This is a genomic window from Shinella oryzae (assembly GCF_023038235.1).
GTDB classification, from domain to species: Bacteria; Pseudomonadota; Alphaproteobacteria; order Rhizobiales; family Rhizobiaceae; genus Shinella; species Shinella sumterensis.
This window is the reverse complement of the sequence record NZ_CP081987.1, coordinates 3,270,721-3,296,482: the sequence shown is the minus strand read 5'-3', so window position 1 is coordinate 3,296,482 and position 25,762 is coordinate 3,270,721. Positions and strand designations below refer to the sequence as shown.

Annotated in this window: 28 protein-coding genes; 20 read left to right on the top strand and 8 right to left on the bottom strand. The window is 66.1% G+C overall.

Going from position 1 to position 25,762, the window contains the following annotated elements; all coding sequences use genetic code 11:
* Positions 1-9: 9 nt before the first annotated feature.
* The 12 genes from queG (at position 10) to guaA (ending at position 12,702) form a co-directional block, all read left to right on the top strand.
* Positions 10-1,155 (top strand): tRNA epoxyqueuosine(34) reductase QueG, encoded by a 1,146-nt coding sequence (gene queG, locus K6301_RS16050; RefSeq protein WP_247218399.1) that lies wholly within the window; start codon positions 10-12, stop codon positions 1,153-1,155.
* Positions 1,152-2,027: an SDR family oxidoreductase gene (locus K6301_RS16045; protein WP_247218396.1), complete on the top strand. Its 876-nt coding sequence runs from the start codon at positions 1,152-1,154 to the stop codon at positions 2,025-2,027. Before queG ends, K6301_RS16045 begins: the two co-directional genes overlap by 4 nt.
* 362 nt (positions 2,028-2,389) lie before the next feature.
* Complete coding sequence (locus K6301_RS16040; protein ID WP_134648136.1) at positions 2,390-2,752, top strand: septal ring lytic transglycosylase RlpA family protein; 363 nt, start codon at positions 2,390-2,392, stop codon at positions 2,750-2,752.
* Between the two features lie 73 nt (positions 2,753-2,825).
* A complete protein-coding gene (locus tag K6301_RS16035; protein ID WP_247218394.1) occupies positions 2,826-4,115 on the top strand; it encodes an RsmB/NOP family class I SAM-dependent RNA methyltransferase in 1,290 nt (429 codons plus the stop codon).
* A 193-nt stretch (positions 4,116-4,308) separates the two neighbouring features.
* Positions 4,309-5,586 carry an imelysin family protein gene (locus K6301_RS16030; RefSeq protein WP_247218392.1) on the top strand — a complete coding sequence of 426 codons (1,278 nt, stop codon included), beginning with the start codon at positions 4,309-4,311 and terminating at the stop codon, positions 5,584-5,586.
* Between the two features lie 48 nt (positions 5,587-5,634).
* Positions 5,635-7,170, top strand: a complete 1,536-nt coding sequence (locus tag K6301_RS16025; protein ID WP_247218390.1) for a di-heme oxidoreductase family protein — start codon at positions 5,635-5,637, stop codon at positions 7,168-7,170.
* A complete protein-coding gene (locus K6301_RS16020; RefSeq protein ID WP_247218387.1) occupies positions 7,170-8,297 on the top strand; it encodes an imelysin family protein in 1,128 nt (375 codons plus the stop codon). Before K6301_RS16025 ends, K6301_RS16020 begins: the two co-directional genes overlap by 1 nt.
* Entirely contained in the window at positions 8,297-9,400 is a 1,104-nt protein-coding gene (locus K6301_RS16015; protein ID WP_247218385.1) for a DUF1513 domain-containing protein, read from the top strand. The genes K6301_RS16020 and K6301_RS16015 overlap by 1 nt, the downstream gene beginning before the upstream one ends.
* Positions 9,401-9,442: 42 nt before the next feature.
* Complete coding sequence (locus K6301_RS16010; protein ID WP_247218383.1) at positions 9,443-9,898, top strand: TspO/MBR family protein; 456 nt, start codon at positions 9,443-9,445, stop codon at positions 9,896-9,898.
* 96 nt (positions 9,899-9,994) lie between these two features.
* Entirely contained in the window at positions 9,995-10,444 is a 450-nt protein-coding gene (locus K6301_RS16005; protein ID WP_247218381.1) for a PaaI family thioesterase, read from the top strand.
* Positions 10,441-11,085: a 5'-methylthioadenosine/S-adenosylhomocysteine nucleosidase gene (locus K6301_RS16000; RefSeq protein ID WP_247218379.1), complete on the top strand. Its 645-nt coding sequence runs from the start codon at positions 10,441-10,443 to the stop codon at positions 11,083-11,085. The genes K6301_RS16005 and K6301_RS16000 overlap by 4 nt, the downstream gene beginning before the upstream one ends.
* Before the next feature lie 54 nt (positions 11,086-11,139).
* A complete protein-coding gene (guaA, locus tag K6301_RS15995; protein ID WP_247218377.1) occupies positions 11,140-12,702 on the top strand; it encodes a glutamine-hydrolyzing GMP synthase in 1,563 nt (520 codons plus the stop codon).
* A 65-nt stretch (positions 12,703-12,767) separates the two neighbouring features.
* On the opposite strand, the gene K6301_RS15990 is transcribed toward guaA, so the two are convergent.
* The 3 genes from K6301_RS15990 to K6301_RS15980 all read right to left on the bottom strand — a co-directional run bounded on the left by K6301_RS15990 (position 12,768) and on the right by K6301_RS15980 (position 14,579).
* Complete coding sequence (locus K6301_RS15990; protein ID WP_247218375.1) at positions 12,768-13,259, bottom strand: hypothetical protein; 492 nt, start codon at positions 13,257-13,259, stop codon at positions 12,768-12,770.
* Positions 13,260-13,347: 88 nt separating this feature from the next.
* Entirely contained in the window at positions 13,348-13,926 is a 579-nt protein-coding gene (locus K6301_RS15985) for a TetR/AcrR family transcriptional regulator (RefSeq protein ID WP_247218373.1), read from the bottom strand.
* A 68-nt stretch (positions 13,927-13,994) separates the two neighbouring features.
* Positions 13,995-14,579 (bottom strand): methylated-DNA--[protein]-cysteine S-methyltransferase, encoded by a 585-nt coding sequence (locus K6301_RS15980; RefSeq protein WP_247218371.1) that lies wholly within the window; start codon positions 14,577-14,579, stop codon positions 13,995-13,997.
* Positions 14,580-14,707: 128 nt separating this feature from the next.
* On the opposite strand from K6301_RS15980, the gene K6301_RS15975 reads away from it, so the two are divergent.
* Positions 14,708-15,766 carry a M14 family metallopeptidase gene (locus tag K6301_RS15975; RefSeq protein WP_247218370.1) on the top strand — a complete coding sequence of 353 codons (1,059 nt, stop codon included), beginning with the start codon at positions 14,708-14,710 and terminating at the stop codon, positions 15,764-15,766.
* 114 nt (positions 15,767-15,880) lie between these two features.
* The gene (locus K6301_RS15970) at positions 15,881-17,341 is read left to right on the top strand and encodes a phospholipase D-like domain-containing protein (protein WP_247218367.1); all 1,461 of its coding nucleotides are present in this window, start codon (positions 15,881-15,883) and stop codon (positions 17,339-17,341) included.
* Here the strand turns inward: K6301_RS15970 and K6301_RS15965 are convergent.
* Entirely contained in the window at positions 17,313-18,155 is an 843-nt protein-coding gene (locus K6301_RS15965; RefSeq protein ID WP_247218365.1) for an endonuclease/exonuclease/phosphatase family protein, read from the bottom strand. The two genes, K6301_RS15970 and K6301_RS15965, sit on opposite strands and share 29 nt — an antisense overlap.
* A gap of 85 nt (positions 18,156-18,240) precedes the next feature.
* Positions 18,241-18,720, bottom strand: a complete 480-nt coding sequence (locus tag K6301_RS15960) for an Lrp/AsnC family transcriptional regulator (protein WP_247218362.1) — start codon at positions 18,718-18,720, stop codon at positions 18,241-18,243.
* 151 nt (positions 18,721-18,871) lie between these two features.
* Between K6301_RS15960 and K6301_RS15955 the strand changes: the two genes are divergently transcribed.
* Genes K6301_RS15955 through K6301_RS15945 form a run of 3 tightly spaced genes read left to right on the top strand, consistent with a single transcriptional unit; the run spans position 18,872 to position 21,060 of the window.
* Complete coding sequence (locus K6301_RS15955; RefSeq protein ID WP_247218360.1) at positions 18,872-20,041, top strand: amino acid aminotransferase; 1,170 nt, start codon at positions 18,872-18,874, stop codon at positions 20,039-20,041.
* Positions 20,042-20,048: 7 nt separating this feature from the next.
* Positions 20,049-20,669, top strand: coding sequence for a YitT family protein (locus K6301_RS15950; RefSeq protein WP_247218358.1), 621 nt, complete (start codon positions 20,049-20,051; stop codon positions 20,667-20,669).
* A gap of 46 nt (positions 20,670-20,715) precedes the next feature.
* Positions 20,716-21,060, top strand: a complete 345-nt coding sequence (locus tag K6301_RS15945; protein ID WP_247218357.1) for an ArsC family reductase — start codon at positions 20,716-20,718, stop codon at positions 21,058-21,060.
* Positions 21,061-21,063: 3 nt separating this feature from the next.
* On the opposite strand, the gene K6301_RS15940 is transcribed toward K6301_RS15945, so the two are convergent.
* Positions 21,064-21,717, bottom strand: coding sequence for a sulfite oxidase-like oxidoreductase (locus K6301_RS15940; protein WP_247218355.1), 654 nt, complete (start codon positions 21,715-21,717; stop codon positions 21,064-21,066).
* 146 nt (positions 21,718-21,863) lie between these two features.
* On the opposite strand from K6301_RS15940, the gene ybaK reads away from it, so the two are divergent.
* Both ybaK and K6301_RS15930 read left to right on the top strand, forming a co-directional pair.
* Entirely contained in the window at positions 21,864-22,337 is a 474-nt protein-coding gene (gene ybaK / locus K6301_RS15935; protein ID WP_247220639.1) for a Cys-tRNA(Pro) deacylase, read from the top strand.
* 82 nt (positions 22,338-22,419) lie between these two features.
* The gene (locus K6301_RS15930; RefSeq protein WP_247218353.1) at positions 22,420-23,664 is read left to right on the top strand and encodes an aminopeptidase; all 1,245 of its coding nucleotides are present in this window, start codon (positions 22,420-22,422) and stop codon (positions 23,662-23,664) included.
* Positions 23,665-23,712: 48 nt separating this feature from the next.
* On the opposite strand, the gene K6301_RS15925 is transcribed toward K6301_RS15930, so the two are convergent.
* The gene (locus K6301_RS15925) at positions 23,713-24,597 is read right to left on the bottom strand and encodes an EamA family transporter (protein WP_247218351.1); all 885 of its coding nucleotides are present in this window, start codon (positions 24,595-24,597) and stop codon (positions 23,713-23,715) included.
* A gap of 85 nt (positions 24,598-24,682) precedes the next feature.
* Between K6301_RS15925 and K6301_RS15920 the strand changes: the two genes are divergently transcribed.
* Positions 24,683-25,165, top strand: a complete 483-nt coding sequence (locus K6301_RS15920; protein WP_247218349.1) for a MarR family winged helix-turn-helix transcriptional regulator — start codon at positions 24,683-24,685, stop codon at positions 25,163-25,165.
* Here K6301_RS15920 and K6301_RS15915 read toward each other — a convergent pair whose 3' ends face one another.
* Positions 25,166-25,756 (bottom strand): NAD(P)H-dependent oxidoreductase, encoded by a 591-nt coding sequence (locus K6301_RS15915; RefSeq protein WP_247218347.1) that lies wholly within the window; start codon positions 25,754-25,756, stop codon positions 25,166-25,168.
* Positions 25,757-25,762: the final 6 nt, after the last annotated feature.

Below are 25,762 nucleotides of genomic sequence, written 5' to 3'. Positions count from 1 at the left end.
GACCTGATCATGTCGGGCGACGAGAAGATCCGGCGCCGCCTGACCGATTTCATCAAGGCGGAAACGGCCGACAAGGGGTTCGACCTCTGTCGTATCACCGCACCGGATTCCATTCCGCAAGCGCCTGCCCGGCTCGCCGATTTCCTCGCCGCCGACTACCACGGCACCATGGACTGGATGGCGGAGACGCAGGCCCGCCGCGCCGATCCGCGCGTCCTGTGGAGCGACGTGCGCTCCATCGTGCTGTTCGGCATGAACTACGGCCCGGCGCATGATCCGCGCGACGTGCTCGCCCTGCCGGACCGGGCGGCGATCTCGGTCTATGCGCAAAACCGCGACTATCACGACATCATCAAGGGCAAGCTGAAGGAAGTGGCGACCCGCTTTGCCGCGCGCGGCGGAGAGGACGTCAAGGTCTTCGTCGATACAGCACCCGTCATGGAAAAGCCGCTCGCCGCGGCCGCGGGGCTCGGCTGGCAGGGCAAGCACACGAACCTCGTCAGCCGCACGCATGGCTCCTGGCTCTTCCTCGGCAGCCTGTTCACCACCGCCGACCTCCTGCGCGACGAACCGGAGCGCGATCATTGCGGCTCCTGTCGCGCCTGTCTCGACGCCTGCCCGACGGATGCCTTTCCTGCGCCCTACAAGCTCGATGCGCGGCGCTGCATCTCCTATCTCACCATCGAGCACAAGGGCGCGATTGCACCCGACATGCGCGAGAAGATCGGCAACCGCATCTATGGCTGCGACGATTGCCTCGCCGCCTGCCCGTGGAACAAGTTTGCGGCGGCGGCCTCGGAAATGAAGCTCGTCGCGCGCGAGGAGCTGAAGGCGCCCGCCATCGCCGATCTGCTTGCGCTCGACGATCCGGCGTTCCGCAGCCATTTCTCCGGTTCGCCAGTCAAGCGCATCGGGCGAGACCGCTTCGTGCGCAACACGCTGATTGCCGCCGGCAATTCGCGCGACCGCGGCCTGATCGCCGCGTGCCTCCGTCTCGCCGACGATGCGGCGCCCATGGTGCGCGGCATGGCCGCATGGGCGCTGTCGCGGCTGATGGATGCTGGCGAATTCGCAAGATTTGCGGCAGGAAGGGTCGAAGACGCGGACGAGGACGTGCGCGCGGAATATGAGAGAGCAAAGGCAGACGCGCGTTGAAGCACCTCCTGATCCTCGGCGCCGGGTTTTCCGGCAAGGCCATCGCCGAAACCTTCCGGGCGGCGGGCTATACGGTTTCCGGCACCACCCGCTCCGAGGAGAAGGCGGAAAGCCTCCGTGCGCTGGGTATCGAACCCGTCCTCTACGACGGCAACGACCTGTCCGATGCGCTCGTCGCCGCCATGGCGCGCGCCACGCATGTCGTGCAGTCCATCGCGCCGGGCCGGGATGGCGACCCGTTGTTTCGTGCCGGAAGCCCCGCGCTTTCCGCATTGATGCCGAAGCTGGCATGGGCGGGCTATCTCTCCACCGTCGGCGTCTACGGCGATCACAAGGGCGCCTGGGTGGACGAGGACACGCCCTTGAACCCGGTCTCCACCCGTTCCATCGAGCGTGTCGAGGCCGAGAACCACTGGCTCGCCTTCGGGCAGGCTTCCGGCCTCCCGGTCGCGGTGCTGCGCCTGTCGGGCATTTACGGGCCGGGCCGCAACGCGCTGCGCAACATCGAGGACGGCACCGCCCGCCGCCTCATAAAGAAGGACCAGGTGTTCAACCGCATCCGCGTCGAGGATATCGGCGGGTCGGCCCTCTTCCTTGCAGACCGGAGCCTTGGCGGCATCTGGAACATCACCGATGACGAACCGGGCCCGCCGCAGGACGTCGTTGCCGAGGCCGCCCGCCTGATGGGCTATCCCGTGCCGCCGGACATTTCTTTCGAAACGGCGGAACTTTCTCCCATGGCGCGGTCTTTCTATGGCGAGAACAAGCGCGTTTCGAATGCGAAACTGCGCGCCGCGGGCTTCGGTTTTCAATATCCGAATTACCGCATTTCGCTTGCCGAACTCCATTCCTCCGGCCGCTGGCGCGGCTGAGGGCCGGAGGCGGCGAGCCTGTCCTTTTGCGATTTCATGCAACCTGAAATTTATCTGCCACATTATTGCCGCCGAATTCCTGTGCGATTCCGGCGGATATTGAAAGTTTTTTCCGAAAAATTGCTCTAATGCCGGAAGACCATTCCGCTTTTCAAGTCGAAACAGTTTATCGACTGATTCCAAAGAACTTTTCCAAAGCCATTAACGAAGGTTAAAGATCCATCGCGGGCGATGGACTGTATATCCGGCGGGCTTGCGCCAGCAAGTGTGGCCGGTTGAGGCACGTTTTTGCCATTTTTGCTTCCTCATAGGGCGCCGGTCACAGCGAAAGCCTACAACCTGCCCTGAAGGTCCACCGATATATGACGTCCAAGCTCTCCAGCATCGCCATTGCCGCGCTCGTCGCCGCTTCCTCTTCCTTCGTGTCGTTCTCCGATGCGCAGGCCGCCGGTTGTGGCCGCGCCTCCTGGTATGCGCTGCACTCGCGCACCGCCTCGGGAGAGCGCATGAACCCCAACCTCATGACCGCCGCCCATCGCAGCCTGCGCTTCGGCACCAAGGTCAAGGTGACCAACGCCAACAACGGCAAGAGCGTCGTCGTTCGCATCAACGATCGCGGCCCGTTCATCCGCGGCCGGGTTCTCGATCTCTCCAAGGCGGCCGCTTCCAACATCGGCATGATCCGCTCCGGCCATGCCAAGATCTGTTACGAGGTCATCGGCTGATCCCGAATTCTACCGGCTCCGGCTTGCTCTTGCTGCATTCCGCCGCTACCACGACGCAAAACGGAGTAAACGGATGCGATTGGGTGGGCGGCTCTCGGGAGCCATCGAGGTTTTGACGGATATCGAGACGCGGCGACGCCCCGTCGCCGATGCGCTCAAGGACTGGGGCCTCTCCCATCGGTTCGCCGGCTCCGGCGACCGCGCCGCCATCGGCAATATCGTCTACGACGCGCTGCGCATGAAACTGTCGCACGCCTATCTGATGGACGATGACAGCCCGAACGCGCTGGGCCACGCTGTCCTGCTGCGCCAGTGGGGCCTCACGCCCGAAACCCTTGCGGCGGAATTCGACGGCGACCGCTTCGCGCCGGAACCGCTCGGCGCGGAAAAGCTCGCCGCCTTCTTTGCCCGCAATCTCGACGCTGCCGCGCCCCACGTTCAGGGCGATATCCCCGAATGGATCCAGCCCGCCTTCGAGACGAATTTTGCCGCCGACTGGCTGGATGAGGCCAAGGCGCTCGCTGGCCGGCCGACGCTCGACCTTCGCGCCAACACGCTCAAGGCCGACCGCGAGAAGGTTCTGAAGGCGCTGGAGCGCAACGGCGCCGTCGCCTCCGCCATCGCCCGCCAGGGCATCCGCATTCCTGCCGGCGAGGGCGCCTCGCGCCTGCCGAACGTCACCGCCGACCTCGCCTTCCAGAAGGGCTGGTTCGAGGTGCAGGACGAGGGCTCGCAGATCGTCGCCGATCTCGTCGTGCCGCGCGAAGGCGAGCAGGTGCTCGATTTCTGCGCCGGCGGTGGCGGCAAGACGCTTGCCATGGCCGCGGCCATGCACAACAAGGGCCAGGTCCATGCCTATGACACGGACCGCAAGCGCCTTGCCCCCATCATCGAGCGGCTGAAGCGTGCCGGCACCCGCAATGTCCAGGTCCACGAGGACCTTTCCAGCCTCGCGCCCCTGAAGGACCGTTTTGACCGCGTGCTGGTCGATGCGCCGTGCACGGGCACGGGCACCTGGCGGCGCCGCCCCGATACCAAGTGGCGTCTCACCGAAAAGAACCTGGAGGAGCGCCTTGCACAGCAGCGGGAAGCGCTTGCCAATGCGAGCGTCTTCGTGCGCCCCGGCGGTTTCCTGTTCTACGTCACCTGTTCCATCCTGCCGCAGGAGAACGAGGCGCAGGTCCACGCCTTTTGCGAGGACCATCCCGGCTTCGAAATCCTGCCGGCCACCGAGACCTGGAGCACGCTTTTCGGCAAGGACAAGCCGCAGCCCCGCTCGCGCGACGGCAAGACGGTGACGCTGACCCCGGCGACCACCGACACGGACGGTTTCTTCTTCTGCGCCATGGCGCGCAAGCCCTGAAGATTGCGTTGTGTCAAAAGCGCGGAACAGCTTGAAACCGTTCTAAACTATACACTTTGACACTAGTTTTTATTTGGTCCATGACATCAAGGCCTGAACAGACCCGGCCCCGGTTTTGAGGGCCGTCCGGACTGCGGCCATCGGCTGCTGCCCGGCGTCGGGGGACACGCCAAACAGGACACCAGGAGACGTCATGACCACTTCCTTCCTTCGCGCGGCCGTCTTTGCACTCGCCACCGCGACATCCGGCCTTGCCATCGGCACGGCGCATGCGGCTGCCGATCCGGCCGCCATCGTCAAGCATTATGCCGAGATCGCGCACGCGAAGTTCTCGGACTCGCTCGATGCCGCCAAGGCGCTCGATGCCGCCGTCGACGCGCTGATCGCCAAGCCGAGCGACGAAACGCTGAAGGCCGCGCGCGCGGCATGGCTCAAGGCCCGCGTGCCCTACCAGCAGACGGAAGCCTACCGCTTCGGCAACCCGCTCGTCGACGAATGGGAAGGCAAGGTCAACGCCTGGCCGCTCGATGAAGGCCTGATCGACTATGTCGACGCGAGCTATGGCACCGAGAGCGACACCAACGCGCTTTTCGTCGGCAATGTCATTGCCAATCCGAAGCTCGAAATCGCCGGCAAGACCATCGACGCCACGACCATTACGCCCGAAGTCCTGCAGGAACTGCACGAGGCCGGCGAAGTCGAGGCGAATGTGGCGACCGGCTACCACGCCATCGAGTTCCTGCTGTGGGGCCAGGACCTGAACGGCACCGGCCCCGGTGCGGGCAACCGCCAGGCCAGCGACTATGACACGGCCAATTGCACCAACGGCAATTGCGACCGCCGCGCCGCCTACCTGAAGGCCGCCGCCTCGCTGCTCGTCACCGATCTCGAGGAAATGGTCGCCGCCTGGGCGCCGGAGGGCGACGCCACCAAGAACGTGACCGCCGACCCGAAGGCCGGCATCACCGCCATGCTGACCGGCATGGGCTCGCTCTCCTATGGCGAGCTTGCCGGCGAGCGCATGAAGCTCGGCCTCCTGCTGCACGATCCGGAAGAAGAACACGATTGCTTCTCCGACAACACGCACAACTCGCATTACTATGACGTCGTCGGCATCCAGACCGTCTATACGGGCGAATATACCCGCCCTGACGGCACCAAGATGACCGGCCCGTCGCTGCACGAGCTCGTCGCCGAAAAGGACGCGGCACTCGACAAGGAGATGACCGAGAAGCTCGACGCCAGCCATGCAGCCTTCAAGGCGCTGGTGGACCGCGCGGAAGGCGGCGAGGCCTATGACCAGATGATCGGCGAGGGCAATGCCGAGGGCAACAAGGTCGTGCAGACCGCCATCGACACGCTGGTCGACCAGACCAAGACGATCGAGCGCGTCGTTGCGTCGCTCGATCTCGGCAAGATCGAGCTTGAAGGCTCCGACAGCCTGGATAATCCTAACGCTGTCTTCAAATAAGAAAGAAGGCGGGCCGCCGTTCCCGGGAACGGTGGCCCGATTTCACGCATGACGAAACGCCCTGCCCGCCGTCTGCTCGCGGTTTTCGCCGCGGTCGCCGTGTCGGCGGGCGTTTTTGCGCTGGGGGCGGCGCATTCCTCCGGGCGCGCCCGTGACGATCTCTCCGCAAAGGACGAAAAGCGCGTCGAGGCGGCGACTGCACTCACCACCGATTTTTCCAAGGCGGAGCAGTACGAGGCGATGTCCGGCGGGGCCGCGACGTCGCTCGCCCGCACGGACATCAACAGCTTCTCGCATTTTTCCGAAAACATCACCTTCGAGGAACGGGAGAGCTTCAAGCTCGGCAACGCTCTCTTCCAGAAGCTCTGGGTCTCCTCGCCCTCCTCAACGCAGGCCTCCGACGGGCTCGGCCCGCTCTACAATGCGCGCTCCTGCCAGACCTGTCACATCCGCGACGGCCGCGGCCATCCGCCGGAAGGCGCGGCCGATGCCACCTCCATGTTCCTGCGGCTTGCCCGTCCCGCGCGCGCGCAAGACGAAAAGGCGGCCCTCGCCAGTTTCGGCCAGATGAGCCTGCCTGATCCCATCTACGGGCGCCAGCTGCAGGATCAGGCCGTGCCCGGCCTCAAGGCCGAGGGGCGCATGGCCGTCACCTATACCGAAGAACCGGTGACGCTTGCCGGCGGCGCAGTGGCTATGCTGCGGCGGCCCCATTATTCCGTCACCGATCTCGCCTATGGCGATCTCGACCCGGCCACGACGCTCTCGCCGCGTGTCACCCAGCCGATGCTCGGCCTCGGGCTGATCCAGGCGATCCACGAGGCCGATATCCGCGCGCTTGCCGACCCTGACGACGCGAACGGCGACGGCATCCGCGGCCGCGCGGCCATCGCCATCGATCCCGCGACCGGCAAGCGGGCGCTCGGCCGTTTCGGCTGGAAGGCGCAGTCCGCCACGGTGCGCCGGCAGAGCGCGGAAGCCTTCGCCTTCGATATCGGCATCTCGACGCCGGACGTGCCCTTGCACCAGGGCGATTGCACGCCCGCGCAGGCCGCCTGCCTGGAGCGGCCAAACGGCGTGCAGCCGCGCCTCGGCGACGTGGAAGCGCCGCCGCCGGTCATGGACCTCGTTACCTTCTATGCCGAAAACCTCGCCGTGCCCGCCCGGCGCAAGGCGAGTTTCCCCGAAACGCTGGCCGGCAAGCGCGTTTTCTACGAGACAGGCTGCGTGTCCTGCCACCACCCGAAATTCGTGACGCGGCGCGATGCCGACAACAAGGCCCATGCCTTTCAGTTGATCTGGCCCTATTCCGATTTCCTGCTGCACGACATGGGCGACGGCCTTGCCGACGGGCAGGCTGTCGGCCTTGCCACCGGCCGCGACTGGCGCACGCCGCCGCTCTGGGGCATCGGCCTTACAAAAACCGTCAACGGTCATACGTTCTTCCTGCATGACGGGCGCGCCCGCAACCTCACCGAGGCCATCCTCTGGCACGGCGGGGAGGCACAGACGGCGCGCGACCGCTTCGCCGCGCTGGAAAAACAGGACCGCGACGCCCTTCTTAAATTCCTGGAGAGCCTCTGATGACCCGGCGCCTGTCCCTTGCCCGCTTCCTGCCCATGCTTGCGGGCGGTCTTCTTTTGTCGGCCACGCTTCCGGCGCTGGCGCAGGAGGGCACCGCGCCCGTGCCGCCTGACCTCACCGACGAGAATGTCGTCGGCGTGATGACCAAGGCTGTGGACGAGGTCATCCGGCCTGGCTATCGTGCCTTCCACACCGCCTCGGGCGCGCTCGCCAAGGCGACCGACGCCTTCTGCGCGGCCCCGTCCGCCGAAACGCGGCAGGCGGTCGATACGGCGTTTCGCCAAGCCGTCGTCGACTGGGGCCGCATCGAGATCGTGCGCATCGGCCCCGTGCTCGACGACAACCGCTTCGAACGCATCCTCTTCTACCCCGACCGCAAGAGCACAGGCCTAAAGCAGGTGCAGGCGCTTCTTCAAAAGCAGGATCCGGCGGATGCCGATGCCGCCACGATGGGCGCCAGAAGCGTCGCCATCCAGGGTTTTGGCGCGCTGGAATTCGCGCTCTACGGCACGGGCGCCGACGCGCTGATGACCGGGCCGGACGGCTTCCGCTGCCGCTACGCCGCCGCCGTCGCCAGCCATATCGAGAAGACGGCGGGGCAGTTCGTCGCCGCCTGGGATGCACCCGACGGCGTGCAGCAGCACTGGAAACATCCCGGCCCGCAGAACCCGGTCTTCCGCACCGGCCGCGAGGCCATGACCGCGCTCCTCGGCATCCTCGTGCATGGTGCGGAGGCGGTGCGCGACCAGCGCATCGAGACCTTCTACCGGCACGGCGGCATCGCACGCCCGAAATCGGCGCTGTTCTGGCGCTCCGGCAACACCTGGGTGTCGATCGGCGCCAATATCGAAGGGCTGCGCGCGCTGTTCGACACGTCGGGCATGGCCGGCCTTATCGATCCCGGCTTCGTTTCCATCGGCGGCAATATCGATTTCGTGCTGAAAGCGCTGGCGCGCGTCACGCCGACCATCGATCCGGATATCGAAAAGGCCGTATCGACGCCCGAAGAGCAGCAGAAGATCGCTTTCCTGCTCGTCAATTCCCGTGACCTCATCGAGCGGTTGAACGGCGAATACGGCACGGCCATGGGGCTGGGCGCCGGCTTTTCCTTCGCGGACGGCGACTGATGCGCGCGGCGGGCCGGTCCAGTGCGACCATCGAGCGCCGCGCCTTCCTGCGCATGGCGGGCGTGGCCTTCGTCGCCGCGCTCGCGCCGCGCCCGTCCTTCGCCCTGTCGCGCACCGATGCGGTCTTCGCCTCCGGCTACCGCGACCGCGACGGCACGTTCGGCATCGCCGTGCTTACCGAGGACGGCACCGTCATCGACCGCACGCCGCTTCCCGCCCGCAGCCACGGTATGGCCTTTTCGCCCGCAACCGGCCATCTCGTCGCCTTCGCACGGCGGCCCGGCACCTTCGCGCTGGTGATCGACCGCACGGGCAGGGCCGAGCCCGTTACCATCGCGGCCGCTGAGGACCGGCATTTCTTCGGTCACGGCTGCTTTTCGCCGGACGGGCGGCTGCTCTATGCCAGCGAGAACGATTTCGACAACCGCCGCGGCGTCATCGGCCTTTACGACGCCCGCGACGGCTATCGCCGCATCGGCGAATATCAGACCTACGGCATCGGCACCCATGATCTCTCGGTCAGCGACGACGGCAAGCTGTTGATCGCGGCCAATGGCGGCATCGAGACCCACCCGGATTTCGGCCGCACCAAGCTCAATCTCGACCATATGGAGCCCTCGCTCGCCCTGATCGACGCGGCGAGCGGCGCGCTCATTGAACGCCATGCCCTGCCGGAAAAGCTGCGCCAGCTTTCGACCCGCCACATCGGTCTCGACGACAAGGGCCGCATCTGGTTCGCCTGCCAATACGAGGGGCCACGCAACGACCTGCCGCCGCTCGTCGGCCATTTCGGCAAGGGCGAGGACGTGACATTCCTCTCGCTGCCGGCGGAAACGACGATCGGGCTTGCCAACTATGTCGGCGCCATCGCCGTCAACCGGAGCGAGGGCCTCGTCGGCCTCACCTCGCCGAACGGCGGGCGCTTCGTCGTGCTGGAGGCCGACAGCGGCCGGGTCATCCGGGACGAGGCCGTCGCGGATGCGGCCGGCATCGCCGCCGCGCCGCACGGTTTTGCCGTCTCCTCCTATGACGGCGACTTCGCCGGACGGCGCGAGCCCGTGGCCTGGGACCAGCACATCGCGAAACTCTCGGCCATCAGCTGAAGCCATATGGACGATGCGCCGGAGCGCGCTACTTTGCGCAGCATGAGCAACAAGACCCTGACCTATCTCGTCTTCATCGTCGTCGTTCTCGGCGGCGGCCTCTTCATCGGCGCCAACAACGTGCCGGGCGAATGGTATCAATCCCTTGCCAAGCCGTCGTTCAACCCGCCGAACTGGGTCTTCGCGCCGGTCTGGAGCATCCTCTATGTCATCATCGGCGCGGTCGGCGCGCGGACATGGCTTTCCTTCCGCCGCACGATGGCGATGCGGCTGTGGTTTGCCCAGCTCATCCTCAACTTCGCCTGGTCGCCGCTGTTCTTCGGCCTGCGCGATCCCTCCTCCGCGCTCATCGTCATCCTCGGCCTCTTGGTCGCGGTCATCGGCTTCATGGCTGCCTCCTGGCGGCAGGATCGCACGGCATCCCTGCTGTTTACGCCCTACCTTGCCTGGGTCGCCTTCGCGATGGCACTCAACACCGCCATAGTCGTGCTGAACTGACACGCGTTCCATCATGACGCTTGCAGTGCAGCATCGGCCATGCAACCTTCCGCCTGTCTCGCTTTCGGCCGGCGCGCCGGCAACCGTGTGAGTATCATGACAGGCTTTCCACCGTCGGGTTTCGCCGACCGCATCGCCAGGAGTTTCGAGCGTCAGGCCGCCATGCGCCTGATCGGCGCTGAGCTCACCCGCGTTTCCCACGGCACGGTGGAAATCGAGCTTCCCTTCGACGAGAAACTGACGCAGCAGCACGGCTTCCTGCATGCCGGCATCATTTCCGCCGCGCTCGATGCGGCCTGCGGCTACGCTGCCTATTCCGTCATCGATCCCGATGCCTCGATCCTCACCATCGAATTCAAGGTCAACCTGATGTCGCCGGGGCGCGGCGAGCGCTTCCTGTTCCGCGGCGAGGTCACCAAGCCGGGCTCCAACATCATCGTCGCCGACGGGCGCGGCTATGCCGTGTCCGATGGCCCGGCCAAGCTGATCGCGTCCATGACGGGCACGATGATGGTGGTACGCGGACGCGAGGACGTTGCAGGATGAGCTTCACCATCAAGTCCGTCGGCAACCATCGTGTCCTCTATGTCATGGCCGTGAATGCCGAATACGGCCCGCATCTGAAATCGCGCATCACGCCGCTCCTGACCGGCGTCGGCCCCGTCGAGGCCGCCGTGCAGCTGACCTTGGCGCTCAGCCATCTCGCGGCGGAAGCGCGCCTGCCGGATTTCGTCATCTCGCTCGGTTCGGCCGGCTCCGCCACGCTGAAGCAGACGGGCATCTACCAGGCGACCTCGGTGTCCTATCGCGACATGGACGCCTCGGCCATCGGCTTCACCAAGGGCGCCACGCCCTTCCTCGCCCTGCCGGCGGAGGTGCCGCTTCCCGCGCGCATTCCCGGTATCGCCGAAGCACGGCTTTCCACCGGCGCCAATATCGTCTCGGGCGCCGCCTATGCCACCATCGATGCCGACATGGTGGAGATGGAAACCTATGCGTCGCTGCGCGCCTGCCAGGCCTTCGGCGTGCGGCTCATCGGCCTGCGCGGCATTTCCGACGGCAAGACCGAGCTCAGCCATATCGGCGACTGGACGCAGTATCTCGGCGTCATCGACGAAAAGCTCGCCGTGACGGTCGACCGGCTGGAAGCGTCGTTGCGCGACGGCACGATCGTGCTGAAAGGCTGAAAATCCGGCCTGTCCCCGGTTGCGCGTCGCACGGATATTCATTAAAGGCTCGCCATGACCCAGACAGCCCATCCCGACAGCGTTCTCATCATCGATTTCGGCAGCCAGGTGACCCAGCTCATCGGGCGGCGCGTGCGCGAAGCAGGCGTCTACTGCGAGATCATCCCCTTCCAGTCGGCGGAAGAAGCCTTCCACCGCATGAAGCCGAAGGCGATCATCTTTTCCGGCGGCCCCGCCTCGGTTCTCGATCAGGGCAGCCCCCGCGCGCCGCAGGTGGTCTTCGATTCCGGCCTGCCGATCCTCGGTATCTGCTACGGCCAGCAGACGCTGAGCCTGCAGCTCGGCGGCACCGTCGAAGGCGGCCATGCCCGCGAGTTCGGTCGTGCCGATGTGGAAATCCTGAAGTCCAGCCCGCTTTTCGAGGGCTTCTGGGAGGTTGGCAACAAGTATCCGGTCTGGATGAGCCACGGCGACCGCGTCACCGTCGCGCCCGAAGGCTTCGAGATCATCGGCACCTCGGAAAACGCGCCCTTCGCCATCTGCGTCAACGAGGCGAAGCGCTACTACACCACGATGTTCCACCCGGAAGTGGTGCACACGCCCGATGGCGCCAAGCTGCTCTCCAATTTCGTGCACAAGATCGCCGGCATCAAGGGCGACTGGTCGATGTCGGCCTACCGCGCCCGCGCCGTGGAAGCGATCCGCGAACAGGTCGCCGACAAGCGCGTCATCTGCGCGCTGTCGGGCGGCGTCGACAGTTCCGTTGCGGCACTGCTCATCCATGAGGCCGTCGGCGAGCAGCTCACCTGCATCCTCGTCGACCACGGCCTGATGCGCAAGAACGAGGCGGCCGATGTCGTCGCCATGTTCCGCGAGCACTACAACCTGCATCTCATCCATGTCGATGCCGTCGACCGCTTCGTCGGCGAGCTGGAAGGCGTTTCGGATCCCGAGACCAAGCGCAAGATCATCGGCCGCCTGTTCATCGAGGTGTTCGAAGAGGAAGCGAAGAAGCTCGGCGGCGCGGAATTCCTCGCGCAGGGCACGCTCTATCCCGATGTCATCGAAAGCGTGTCGTTTACCGGCGGCCCTTCGGTCACGATCAAGTCGCACCACAATGTCGGCGGCCTGCCCGAGCGCATGAACATGAAGCTCGTCGAGCCGCTGCGCGAGCTCTTCAAGGACGAGGTGCGCGTGCTCGGCCGCGAACTCGGCCTGCCCGACTCGTTCATCGGCCGCCACCCGTTCCCGGGTCCGGGCCTTGCCATCCGCTGCCCGGGCGGCATCACCCGCGACAAGCTGGAGATCCTGCGCGAAGCCGACGCGATCTACCTCGACGAGATCCGCAAGGCGGGCCTCTACGACAAGATCTGGCAGGCCTTCGCCGTGCTGCTCCCCGTCCAGACCGTCGGTGTCATGGGCGACGGCCGCACCTACGAATTCGTCTGCGCGCTGCGCGCCGTCACCTCCGTCGACGGCATGACCGCCGACTTCTACCACTACGACATGAACTTCCTCGGCCGTGCGGCAACCCGCATCATCAACGAAGTCCGCGGCATCAACCGCGTCGTCTACGACGTCACATCGAAGCCGCCGGGCACGATCGAGTGGGAATAATGGTTTTGTCCCGGCGATAATCTCCCATCGCCGGGACAAACGTTAGCGGGCCATGGCTTTGCGGCTCATGCGCCCACGACAACCCTGTTCTGCCGCCGCAGGAAAAGGATCTGCGCGGCCAGGCCGATGATCAGGATGGCGAGCAGCGTCGCCTGTGCGCCGAGCAGCAGCGGCGAATTCAGATTGGGCGCCAGCGGGTGTCCGTCCGGAACCCGGCGCAGGATTTCGGTAATGGTCGGCAGCATCAGAAGAAACGCGCTCAGGGTGAGACAGATCGTCTCGACATATCGCGCAAGGCGCGTCGGGCCGAACAGGCGCTGCGCCCCGTAACCTGCGGCCAGGAACAGAATCGTCGCGCCGGCGATACCGTAGCTCACGGGCTGGTGCGCGACGAGGAAGGCGGTCAGAGCGCCGATCAGCATGGAAACGAGATAGACCATGCCCGCGCGCGAGCGCGGGACGACGCGGCCGTGCCGGGCGAACATATAGAGCGCCACGGGAATGGCCGGCAGGCTGCCGAGCGTGTGGACCCAGCCGAGGGGAGAAATTCCGAACATCAAACTGTCCTTTCTGGTGTGAGCGGTTCAGCTATCTACTAGTTGGTAGGCGATTGATGTAAGCATCATGCCATTGGATTTATCGGTTTCAGGCGGCGATGCGCTCCAGCAGGGAGCGGGAGACCGTGGCGAACGCGGCAGGCTCGCCATAGGCGCGCGCCGAAAGCATCGCACCGTGCACGGCGGCCATGAACAGTTCCGCATTATCGCCAGCCGTGCCGGCCAATGTAAAGCGGCCCTCTTCGGCGCCGCGCGCGAGCACGGCGGCGAGCCAGCCCGAGAGGTGCCGGAAATGGCCGCGCACTTCGAGCGCCACCGCCTCGGGCAAAAGCTGCATCTCGGTGGCGAGCAGCGCGCAGACGCAGAAGGGATGGGACGCATCCGCAATGCAGGCCTGCCAATAGCCGAGATAGGCTTCGACCTGCGCGCGCGGGTCGACGACAGCCTGTTCCAGGTTCGCCAGCCCCTGTCGCACCTCCTCGCGATACTGCGCGACGACCGCCCGGACGAGATCGGCCTTCGCCGGAAAATGATGGTGGATGCTGGCCTTGCGGATGCCGACGACGGCGGCGATATCGGCATAACTGAAACCGTTATAGCCGCCGCGCACGAGGAGCGTGCGGGCGCAGCGGAGAATGTCGTCGGCGGTGGAAGGAAGATTGCTCATGCCGCAACCTACCAACTAGTAGGTCGAAATGCAAGTCCCATCATCCTGCCGCATCGCCGTCGACGTTCCTAGAAGCCGAAGGACTGCTGCGCCGGCGCGGGCGGTGCGAAGGAGATGCCCTCCAGCGCCAGCATCTTCAGCTTGGAGGATGAGCCGCCCGGCGCGGAGAAGCCGCCGACCTTGCCGCCGGCGGCCAGCACGCGGTGGCAGGGAATGATGAGCGCGACGGGATTCTTCGCCATGGCCTGGCCGACCTCGCGCGCCATTTCCGGGCCAGCACCCAGATCGCGGGCTATCGTGCCGTAGGTCGTCGTTCCGCCCCATGGCACCCGGCGCGCGGCTTCATAGACCTTCAGGAAGAAATCGCTCTGGCCCGTAAGGTCGAGCGCGACGCCGTTAAAATCGACCGCCTCGCCTGCGAAATAGCGCCTCACCGCATCCACGGCGCGGGCGACATCCGGCGGCGGCGCGCCGGCCTCGGCCCCTGCGTCAGTCTGGATCTCGGTCTCTGGCAGGCGGCGCAACAGCAGGCGGCGCGTCGTCGCGGCGTCCTCGCCCGGCAATTGGAAGCGCACGATGCCGGCCGCGGTCCAGGCGATGCCGCAGGGGCTGCCAGCCGTGTCGAAGATCAGATAGCGGATATCGCCGGGCATGATCGGTTCCTTTCCGTTTCACCGAAGATCGGGCTTTGGCCCGCCGCTTTCAACCCGATTCTTGCCGGGCTTGCGGAACGCGCCGTCCCTTCGCATAACCGGGCGAAACGAAGCAGCGAGGGCATGACGTGGAACGGACAGAGATCATCATCGGCGGCGATACGGCCGGCATCGAATGGCGCGCGCCGGTCTTCCGCTTCGAGGGCAGCGATGCGACGGCGCCCTCCGTCTATATCCAGGCCGCCCTCCACGCCAATGAACTGCCCGGCGTCGCGGTGGCGCATTTCCTCCTCGAAAAGCTGCGCGCGGCGGATGCTGCGGGCACCATTCGCGGCGACATCACCGTCATCCCGCAGGCCAATCCGATCGGGCTTGCCCAGTCGCATTTCGGCGAGATGGAAGGCCGGTTCGACCTGGGTTCGCGCACCAATTTCAACCGGGATTTCCCGCTCGTGGCGCTGGCAGAGCGCGATACGCTCATCGCCGACCTGGACCGCCGCAGCGCCGTCGACCGGCTGAAGCGCACGCTGCTCCACACCGCACTCGGCCACGACCTCGTGCTCGACCTGCATTGCGACGACGAATCCCTGCAATATGCCTATATCGACGATGCCTTCTGGCCGGAGGCGGCCGATCTCGCCGCAGCCCTCGACATGCAGGCGGTCTTCCTTTCCGATGGCGAAAGCACCGCCTTCGAGGAAGCCGTCGGCCATGCCTTCAAGCATCAGGGCGGCGACAAGCTGAAAACCGTGCCCGGACGCCTTTCCGTGACCGTGGAACTGCGCGGCCGCCGCGACGTCTATGCCGGCATGGCCGCCCGCGATGCCGACGGCCTCTGGGCCTTCCTCGCCGGGCGCGGTGTCGTCGCCGATCCCGCGCTCAGCGTGCGCGCCTATACCGGCCCGGCCGTGCCGCTCGACAATATCGAGATGGTCAAGGCGCCCGCGCCCGGCACCATCCTCTTCCACCGCGATATCGGCGAGACGGTCAAGGCGGGCGACATCCTCGCAACCCTCATTACCCGCCCCGGCGAGGCGGACGGCACGATCACCTTGGCCGCCCGCCATGACGGGCTGATCGCCACCCGCAGCTCCGCCCGCTATGCGCGGCGCGGCGACGACCTCATGAAGATCGCCGGCCACGAGGCGACGCGACGCGATCGCAAACCCGGCACGCTGGAGGATTGACGCCAGGGCGGAAAATCTTTCCGCCAAGCGGCAAAACACCCTCTCGCATTCGCATCATCCGGGGCAATATATAGCGGGGCGGGCTTGCCGCCCGCGGGATGAGCCGAACGCATCATGTTTGACACTTTCGCCGCCTATTGGCCGCATATCCTCGTCGCGCTGTCCATCGCGCTGGGCGTTCCGGCCGCGATCCACGCGACCATGACGAAGGAGGAGGTGCGCGCCGCCATCGGCTGGGTCGGCGTCATCGTGCTCTCGCCGGTCGTCGGCGCGCTCATCTACTACGTCGCCGGGGTGAACCGCATCCGCCGCAAGACGCTCAGCCTGAGCCGGGAGGGACTGCTGGCCTCCGGCTGGGAGCACCGCGCCGAATACGACGTGTCCAACGAGCATGTGCAGGTGGCCTTCGGCGGGGCGCTCGCCGCCATGCAGCGGCTCGGCGACACGGTCGGCCGCTTCCGGCTGACCTCGGGCAACCGCATTAGCCTCCTGTCGAGCGGCGACGAGGCCTACGCCACCATGCTGGCCGCCATCGATGCCGCCGAACGCTCCATCCTGCTGGAAACCTACATTTTCGACCGGGACGATGCCGGCGGCCGCTTCGTGGCGGCACTTGCCGATGCGGTGGAACGCGGCGTAGAGGTGCGCGTGCTGATCGATGCCGTCGGCGCGCGCTATTCCATTCCCTCCGTCGTGTCGGAACTGAAGCGGGCGAACGTGCCAGTCGACGTGTTCAACGGCAATATCGTCATGGGCCTCCGGCTGCCCTATGCGAACCTGCGCACCCACCGCAAGATCCTCATCGTCGACGGCAGCGTCGCCTTCACCGGCGGGCTCAACATCCGCGCCGGCTTCTGCACGGAATTCGCCGGCGCGGCGGCGGCGCTCGATACGCATTTCCGCGTCACCGGCCCCGTGGTGGGCGATCTCTTCCGCCTCGCCTACGAGGACTGGCGCTTTTCCGGCGGCGACGAGCTTTCCGGCGAGGCCTGGCATATCGCACCGCCGCCGGATGCGCCGGGCAGCGGCATGCTGGCCCGCGTCGTACCGTCAGGGCCGGACAAGAGCCTGGAAACCAACCATCGCGTGCTGATGGGCGCGGTGTCCGTCGCCAAGAAGCACATCCGCATCATGTCGCCCTATTTCCTGCCCGACCGCGAACTGATCAGCGCCATTCTCACGGCCGCGCGGCGCGGGGTCAGGATCGATATCGTCGTGCCCTATTCCAACAACCTGAAACTGGTCGACCTCGCCATGAGCGCCCAGTTCGACCAGATGCTCAAACACGGCTGCCGCATCTGGCGCGCCGCCGGCGTGTTCAACCATTCCAAGCTCACGGTGGTCGACGACGCCTGGACCTATATCGGCTCGTCGAACATCGATCCGCGCTCGCTCCGGCTGAATTTCGAGGTGGATATCGAGGTGGTGGATAAAGGCTTCGCCAGCCTCATCGGCGAGCGCATCGACACCGCCCTTGCCGGTGCCCACGAGGTGACGCTGGAGGAAATCAGGGCGCGGCCCTTCGTCCAGCGCCTCGTCGAGCACATTACCTGGCTTGGCTCGCCCTATCTGTAGGGTCCGCCGCGCGGCTCGACACGGCTTCCAGGTCGATATGCGCCTTGATCGGCAGGTGGTCGGAGGCGATGCGCGCCAGCGGCGTGTCGTGCACTTCCACGGAGGTGACGAGGTCATGCGGATGGCCGAGCGCCCGGTCGAGCGCCAGAACCGGAAAACGCGAGGGAAAGCTCGGCACCGCGCCCGACGCCGGGTCGAAGGTCGGCTGGAGGCGTGCGAGCGAGGAGCGCCGTCCGACGCGCCATTCGTTGAGATCGCCGACGAGCAGCGTGGGCATGGCCTCCTCCTCGGCCACCGAAGCGAGGATTGCCATGGCCTGCTGCTCGCGCGAGCGCTTGAGCAGGCCGAAATGGGCGGCGACGAGCCGGAGCTTGCCGCGCGGCAGGTCGAGCGTCACGACGAGCGCGCCGCGCGGTTCCACGCCCGGCAGCTTCAGTTGCCGGACGCCGCCCACCACGCCCTTGCGCATCATGATCATGTTGCCGTGCCAGCCGTGGCCGGAGGACGAGAGTGATGTGATCGGCACCGCCACCAGCCCGCAATCGCGCTCCAGTGCCTCGAGGTTCAGCAGGCCCGAGCGCTCGCCGAAACGCTTGTCCGCCTCCTGCACGGCGATCACGTCCGCGTCGATCTCGGCAATCACGCTTGCCGTGCGTTCGGGATCGAAGCGCCGGTCGACGCCGATGCATTTGTGCACGTTGTAGGAGGCGATCACCGTGTCGCCCGGGCGATTGCTTTCCGGCGGCCGATGACCGCGGCGATTGCGGATGGCCGTCAGCAATGTGGCGGATGTCGTCCTGCTGTTCCTGTCCAATGCACCTTCCTCGTGGCACCCATTCATCATATGGGCGCGCGCGCCTTTCCGGCAACAGCCCGGCGGCGGGAAGGTTCCGGAAAAATCACGGCAGCGGGCTCACCTGCATCTTCGGGCTGTCGAGCAGGATGGTCGAGCGCAGCGTCTTGATCTCGCCCATGCGCTCGAATTCGCTCCACAGCAGCCGACGGTAATCCCCGGCGTCCTTCACGGCGATCTTCAGCAGGAAATCGAAACTGCCGGCAACCGTGTGGCATTCCACCACCTCCGGCATGCGCCGCACGAGATCGATGAACCGTTCGCCGACACGCGGGCCGGTGCGCTCGAGCGACACTTCCAGAAAGGCCTGGAAGCCGATGCCGGCAGCACGCGGATCGACGATCACCGTGTGCCGGATGACACCGCTCGCTTCAAGCCGCGCAAGCCGGCGCGACAGCGGTGCGGGCGACAGGCCGACCTTTTCGGCGAGCTGGTTGTTGGAGAGGCCCGCATCCTCGACGAGCAGACGGATGATGCGCCTGTCCGTCTGGTCCAGCACGACGTCGTCGGCAATCTTTCTGTCCATATCGGCCCCATCAGCAAAAACCGGGATCAATCTAGCTGAAATGCGCAAGAAGATAAAAGTACCTTGCGCGATGCCCGCAAAATCATGGTCGATTTTGCGGGACGTTTCCCCTACACCACGACCATTGCCACCCCAGACAGGATCCCCTGACATGTTCGATGCCCTCGCCCGCCAGCCCGACGATCCGCTGCTTGCGCTGATCGGCCTTTTCCGCACGGATGCGCGCGTCGGCAAGGTGGATCTCGGCGTCGGCGTCTATCGCGACGAGACGGGCGCGACCCCGATCTTTCGCGCCGTCAAGGCCGCCGAGCGCAGCCTTGTCGAGACGCAGCCGACCAAGGCCTATGTCGGCCCCGAGGGCAACCCGGTCTTTCTCGATCATCTCTGGACGCTGACGACGGGCGAGGCCGGCAAGGGCCGCGCCACCGCCGCCCTCCAGACGCCGGGCGGATCCGGCGCGCTTCGCCTCGCCGCCGATCTCATGGCGCTCATGGGCACCAAGCGCATCTGGCTCGGCCTGCCGAGCTGGCCGAACCATGCCGCGATCTTCAAGGTCGCCGGGCTGGAGGTCGTCGGCTATCCCTTCTTCGACGTCCCCTCCCAGACCGTGCTGTTCGATCGCATGATGGAGGCCCTGTCCGGGGCGTCTGCCGGCGATGCGGTCCTCCTGCATGCCAGCTGCCATAACCCCACCGGCGCCAACCTCACCGGCGACCAGTGGCGCGCCGTCTCCGATCTCATCGCCGCGCGCGGCCTGCTGCCGCTCGTCGACATCGCCTACCAGGGTTACGGCCGCGGGCTGGAGGAGGATGCCGCAGGGCTGCGCACGCTGCTTTCAGCCGTTCCCGAGACGCTGGTTGCCGTCTCCTGCTCCAAGTCCTTCGGCCTCTACCGCGAGCGCACCGGCGCGATCTATGCCGCCTGCGGCAATGCCGAAACGGCGCTCTCCGTGCGCAGCAACCTCGCCTCGCTCGCCCGCACCAACTATTCCATGCCGCCGGACCATGGCGCGGCCGTGGTCGCCACCATTCTCGGCGATGCCGCGCTCAAGGCCGACTGGATGGCGGAACTGGAAACCATGCGCCAGCGCATCACCTCGATCCGCGAACGCCTCGCCGCCGGCCTTTCCGCCCGCTGGCAGGTGCTGACGGCGATGCGCACGCAGGAAGGCATGTTCTCGCTGCTGCCGCTGGAAGAAGCCGACGTCATGAAGCTGCGCGCCGAGCACGCCCTCTACATGCCCGCCTCCGGCCGCATCAACATTGCCGGCCTCAAGTCGGCCGAGGTCGATGCCGTCATCGAAAAATTCCTGAGCCTGTGAGGCCTCCATGACGACCGGGACCCCGACCTCGCCGGAACGGCACTCCGTCTATGAGGATATCATCGCCATCCTCATCGGCACGCTGTTCGTGGCGCTCGGCGTTGTGATCTACACCAAGGCCGTGCTGCTGACCGGCAGCACGTCGGGTCTAGCGCTCCTGCTGCAATATGCGACGGGCATCGGCTTCTGGTGGCTGTTCTTCCTCATCAACCTGCCGTTCTACGTGCTGGCGGTGAAGAAGCTCGGCTGGGCCTTCACGCTGCGCACCTTCTCGGCGGTCACGCTCGTCTCCGTGCTCAGCCGGCTGACCTCCGAGCTCGTCGGCTTTTCCCATCTCGATCCGCTCTATGCGGCCGTCATGGGCGGAGCGCTCGCCGGCACCGGCCTGCTCATCCTGTTCCGCCACCGCACGGGGCTCGGCGGGATCAACGTCCTCGCCATCTACCTGCAGGATCGCTTCGGCCTGCGCGCCGGCTATTTCCAGCTTGCCGTGGACCTCGCCATCCTCGCCGCCGCCTGGTTCGTCATCCCGGCCGACCGGCTCGCGCTGTCGCTGATCGGCGCCGTCATCGTCAACATGACGCTCGCCATCAACCATCGCCCGGGCCGCTATCTGGGCGTGACGTGAGCGCCGTCGCGGCTTAAGAAGGCGCAAACGACAGAAGGAGGCATGCGTGACCGTCACCATCTACGGCATCAAGAACTGCGACACGATGAAGAAGGCCCGCACCTGGCTGGACGCCAAGGGGGTGACCTACCGGTTCCATGACTACAAGGCCGAGGGCATCGACGCGGAGAGCCTGAAGCGCTGGGTGGACACGCTCGGCTGGGAAACCGTGCTCAACCGCTCCGGCACGACCTTCCGCGCCCTGCCGGATGCCGACAAGCAGGACCTCGATGCCGGCAAGGCCGTCGCCCTGATGCTCGCCCAGCCCTCGATGATCAAGCGCCCGATCCTCGATCGCGACGGCGCGCTGACCGCCGGCTTCAAGCCGGAGATCTACGAAACCCTGTTCTGAGCCTCAGTCGTCAGAGTAGCGCTCCTCGGCCCAGGGATCGCCGCGCATGTGGTAGCCGTTGCGCTCCCAGAAACCGGCCTGGTCGCCGGGCAGGAAGTCGATGCGCGTCAGCCATTTGGCGCTTTTCCAGAAGTAGAGGTGCGGCACGACGAGCCGCATCGGACCGCCATGCTCGACGGAGAGCGGCTGGCCCTCCCAATGGGTGGCGAGGATGGCGTCCTCGGCGGCGAAATCGGCAAGCGGCAGGTTGGTCGTGTAGCCGTCATAGCTCGTCAGCATCACAAAATGCGCCTCCGCCCGCGGCATGACGAGCGCCAGCAGGTCGCGCGTCGCCACACCCTGCCAGCGGTTGTCGTAGCGCGACCAGGTGGTCACGCAGTGGATATCGGTGAGCCGGTCGCTCTGCGGCAAAGCGAGGAAGGCCGCCCAGTCGAAGGACATCGGGTTTTCCGCGCCGCCCTTCACGTCCAGCCGCCAGCTTTCCGGCCGGATCACCGGCTGCTGGCCGAGGTCGAGCACCGGCCAGTTCTTCACGAGATGCTGGCCGGGCGGCAGGCGGTCGGTCTCGGGGCGGGTGATGCGCCCGGTGAGGAACCGGCCCTCGCCCGCCCACTGGCGCTTGGTGCGGGTGAGCTTGCTCTCGTCGTCGTCGCTCATGGCGCTCTCCTGTTGTCCGTCCGAGAGTTGGGAATGCGCGGCACGCTGTCAAGATGACGCGGTGCGACGGCCCGCGCATTGACAGGCAGGCCCGCCACCTGCCACCCATGGCAGACATTCTCTTCAGCTTCGATGACGGCAGCCCCATGTCCAAGACCACGCGCGCCACCCAGGCCCTCAGCAAGGCCGGCGTTTCCTTCACCCTCCACACCTACGATTACGACCCCAGTGCCGACCGCGTCGGCCTCCAGGCGGCGGAAGCGATCGGCGAGCACCCGTCGCGCGTCCTGAAGACGCTGATGGCTGAGGTGGACGGCAAGCCGGTCTGCGTGATCGTGCCCTCCGACCGCGAGGTCAGCATGAAGAAGCTCGCCGGCGCCTTCAAGGGCAAGTCGGCCGCGATGATGAAGCCGGCGGACGCCGAGCGGCTGACCGGCTTCGTGGTGGGCGGCATCAGCCCCTTCGGCCAGAAGAAACAGGTGCCGACGGCCATCGAGGCGGAGGCGCTGGCGCATGAGGCCGTCTATATCAACGGCGGCCAGCGCGGCCTTCAGGTGCGGCTTGCACCGCGCGACGTGGTGGCGGCGCTCAAAGCCATCGCCGCGCCCGTGATTGCCTGAGACACCTTCTCATCTTCCCTCCTTCTCATTGCCCCTTTGGCACACTAAGTTTGCCCTATCCATCGCAACAGACAGGCATGCCATGACCCATCCCGCCTCCCCCGTCGATCCCGTCAAACTCGACAAGCTCGCCGAAGTGGCCGTGCGCGTCGGCCTCCAGCTCCAGAAGGGGCAGGACCTCGTGATGACGGCGCCGATCGCCGCCCTGCCGCTGGTGCGGCTCATCACCAAGCACGCCTATATGGCCGGTGCCGGGCTCGTCAGCACCTTCTATGCCGATGAGGAAGCGACGCTTGCCCGCTACCGCCACGCGCCGGACGAAAGCTTCGACCGCGCCGCGGACTGGCTCTACGAGGGCATGGCCAAGGCCTATGCCAATGGCGCGGCGCGTCTCGCCATTGCCGGCGACAACCCGATGCTGCTGGCCAACGAGGACCCTTCCAAGGTCGCGCGCGCCAACAAGGCAAACTCCATGGCCTACAAGCCGGCGCTGGAGAAGATCGCCAATTTCGACATCAACTGGAACATCGTCTCCTATCCCAACCCGTCCTGGGCGAAGCAGGTCTTCCCTGATGACCCTGAAGACGTAGCGGTCGAAAAGCTCGCCAACGCCATCTTCGCCGCGTCGCGCGTCGATGTCGCCGACCCGGTCGCGGCCTGGGCCGCGCACAATGCCAACCTCGCCAAGCGTTCCGCCTGGCTGAACGGCGAGCGCTTCTCCGCCCTCCACTTCACCGGCCCGGGCACCGACCTGACGGTCGGACTGGCCGACGGTCACGAATGGCACGGCGGCGCCTCCACGGCCAAGAACGGCATCACCTGCAATCCGAACATTCCCACCGAGGAGGTCTTCACCACGCCGCATGCCCTGCGCGTCGAAGGCCATGTCTCCTCCACCAAGCCGCTTTCCCACCAGGGCACGCTGATCGACGATATCCGGGTGCGCTTCGAGGGCGGCCGCATCGTCGAGGCGAAGGCGTCGAAGGGCGAAGCGGTGCTCAACAAGGTTCTGGATACCGACGAGGGCGCGCGCCGGCTCGGCGAAGTGGCGCTGGTGCCGCATTCCTCGCCGATCTCGGCGAGCGGCATCCTGTTCTACAACACCCTGTTCGATGAGAACGCCTCCTGCCACATCGCGCTCGGCCAGTGCTATTCGAAGTGCTTCCTCGACGGCGCGAGCCTGACACCGGAACAGATCCGCGCGCAGGGCGGCAATGAAAGCCTCATCCACATCGACTGGATGATCGGCTCCGACAAGGTCGATATCGACGGCGTGCGCGCCGACGGAAGCCGCGTGCCCGTCATGCGCGCCGGCGAATGGGCCTGACCCCGACAGGACACGAAACGGCCGGCGTTGATGACGCCGGCCGTTTCCTCAATGCGCCGGGCTTGTCGCGCGCGGCAGCGGCGCGGGCGCGGCCTGTGCCTTCTGGCTGAGCCAGACACTTCCCAGGATCACCAGCATTCCGGCAATCTGCAACGGGCGCAGGTCCTGCCCGAGCAGCGCCCAGCCGAGAACGACCGCCACCATCGGGCTCAGGAAGCCGAGCGGCGAGATCGTCGCCGGGCCGAGCTGCGACAGGCCGCGGAACCAGACGATATAGGTCAGCGCCGCCCCGATCACGCCGAGATAGAGGAAGCCGATGAGGTTATCCGCCGTCGGCACCGGCAGGGCCGGCTCGAGGAGCAATGCGACGGGCACCAGGAGCAGGCCGCCCGCCGTGAGCTGCCAGGCGGTGAAGGTGAGCGGCGGCACCGGCGGCTGCCAATGGCGCGACAGCACCGTGCCGAAGGCCATCGACACCGCGCCTGCAAGACCCGCGAGAACGCCGATCGGATCGAGGCTTGCCGCCGGTGTCAGCACCAGCAACGCAACGCCGCCGATGCCGCCCAGACCGGCGAGCACCGCAAGCGGCCGGACCGCCGTGCCCATCACCGCGCGGGACAGTGCGAGCACGATGAGCGGCTGGATCGCACCCACCGTCGCCGCTACGCCGCCCGGCAGGCGATAGGCCGAGACGAAGAGCATGGCCCAGAAGAACGAGAAGTTCAGCGCGCCCAGCAGGAAGCTGCGCGGCCACCAGATCCCGCGCGGCAGTTGCCGTACGATGATCAGGAGAAGGAGGCCGGCGGGCAGGGCCCGCAGCATGGCGACCGTCAGCGGATAGCCGGCAGGAAGCAGCTCCGTGGTCACGATATAGGTGCTGCCCCAGATGGCGGGGGCAGTTGCCGTCAACAGGATGTCGGAAGCGCGGGACATGAATTTATCTCTAAACAAAGAATCTTGATATCAAGATATATGGGATTATCTTGACGTCAAGATAATTTATCTCTTTAGTCGCGCCATGGATCACGTCGACAGAATTACCGCGCAATGGAACCGCGAACGCCCGGACCTCGACACCGGGCCGATGGGCCTGCTCGGCCGCCTCGCGCGCCTGCGCAACCACCTTGCCCGCGAGACGGAAAAGGTCTTCGCCGGCCACGGCATCAACATGGCGGCCTTCGACGTGCTGGCGACGCTTCGCCGTTCCGGCGCGCCCTACAGGCTGTCCCCGGGCGATCTCCTCGCCACCACCATGGTCAGCTCCGGCACCATGACCAACCGGCTCGACCAGCTGGAAAAGGCGGGCCTCATAGAACGCACGCACAATCCGGACGATCGGCGCGGCGTGATCATCGCGCTTACGGACAAGGGACTGGCGCTGGTCGATGCGGCGGTCGAAAGCCATGTGCAGAACCAGCACCGGCTGGTCGCCGCGCTGAGCGCCGACGAACGCGACGCGCTCGACGGCCTGCTCCGGACCTTCCTTTCGAAATTCGAATGATCAGATGCGGCCGACGAGCTTTTCGACGCGCGCGACATGCGCCCTGCGCCTGCCCTCGTCCACGCGGTCCATGTCGTAGAGATTGACCATGCGGAAATCGAGGCCTTTGGCGCAGAAGGCGGCGATGCCGCGCTTCAGCAGCCGCCTGACCGGATTGCCCATATAGAGGTTGACGACCCACCAGGGCGAGCCCGTTGTGGTGAAGGCCCAGAACAGGCGGATATTGCCAAGCCGCGGCCGGATGCGCCCGCCGGCCGGATCGTTCTCGAAGGCGACGCCGGGCACGAAGACCCGGTCGAAGAAGCCCTTCAGGATGGCCGGGAAATTGAACCACCATTGCGGGAAGACCAGTATTATCCCGTCCGCCTGCTTCAGGCGCGAGACGAAGGGCTCGGCCTCGGCGGGGTCGTAATCCGGCGCGAAGTAGCGCGCCCGCTCGCTTTGGCTCAGCCGCGGATCGAAATCCTCGCGATAGAGGTCCAGCAGGTCGACCGTATGACCGTTTTTCGTCAGCGTCCTGCGCGCCGTTTCCGCGATGCTTGCGGCGAAACTGTCTTCCAGCGGGTGGGCGAGCACGAGCAGGATGCGCATGGCGGC